This window comes from Acinetobacter sp. 1294596, from assembly GCF_000582925.1.
Classification (GTDB): domain Bacteria; phylum Pseudomonadota; class Gammaproteobacteria; order Pseudomonadales; family Moraxellaceae; genus Acinetobacter; species Acinetobacter radioresistens.
Genome location: NZ_JFCC01000118.1, coordinates 1 through 694 on the forward strand (window position 1 = coordinate 1; position 694 = coordinate 694).

At 52.9% G+C, this 694-nt stretch carries 1 rRNA gene; it reads left to right on the forward strand.

The features are described from left to right. A 16S ribosomal RNA gene (locus tag J502_RS16160) occupies nucleotides 1-694 on the forward strand; the annotation flags it as partial.

A 694-nucleotide genomic window follows, 5' to 3' on the forward strand; every position in this document is an offset into this window, starting at 1 on the left:
AGTTGGTAGGGTAAAGGCCTACCAAGGCGACGATCTGTAGCGGGTCTGAGAGGATGATCCGCCACACTGGGACTGAGACACGGCCCAGACTCCTACGGGAGGCAGCAGTGGGGAATATTGGACAATGGGGGGAACCCTGATCCAGCCATGCCGCGTGTGTGAAGAAGGCCTTTTGGTTGTAAAGCACTTTAAGCGAGGAGGAGGCTACCTAGATTAATACTTTAGGATAGTGGACGTTACTCGCAGAATAAGCACCGGCTAACTCTGTGCCAGCAGCCGCGGTAATACAGAGGGTGCGAGCGTTAATCGGATTTACTGGGCGTAAAGCGTGCGTAGGCGGCCAATTAAGTCAAATGTGAAATCCCCGAGCTTAACTTGGGAATTGCATTCGATACTGGTTGGCTAGAATATGGGAGAGGATGGTAGAATTCCAGGTGTAGCGGTGAAATGCGTAGAGATCTGGAGGAATACCGATGGCGAAGGCAGCCATCTGGCCTAATACTGACGCTGAGGTACGAAAGCATGGGGAGCAAACAGGATTAGATACCCTGGTAGTCCATGCCGTAAACGATGTCTACTAGCCGTTGGGGCCCTTGAGGCTTTAGTGGCGCAGCTAACGCGATAAGTAGACCGCCTGGGGAGTACGGTCGCAAGACTAAAACTCAAATGAATTGACGGGGGCCCGCACAAGCGG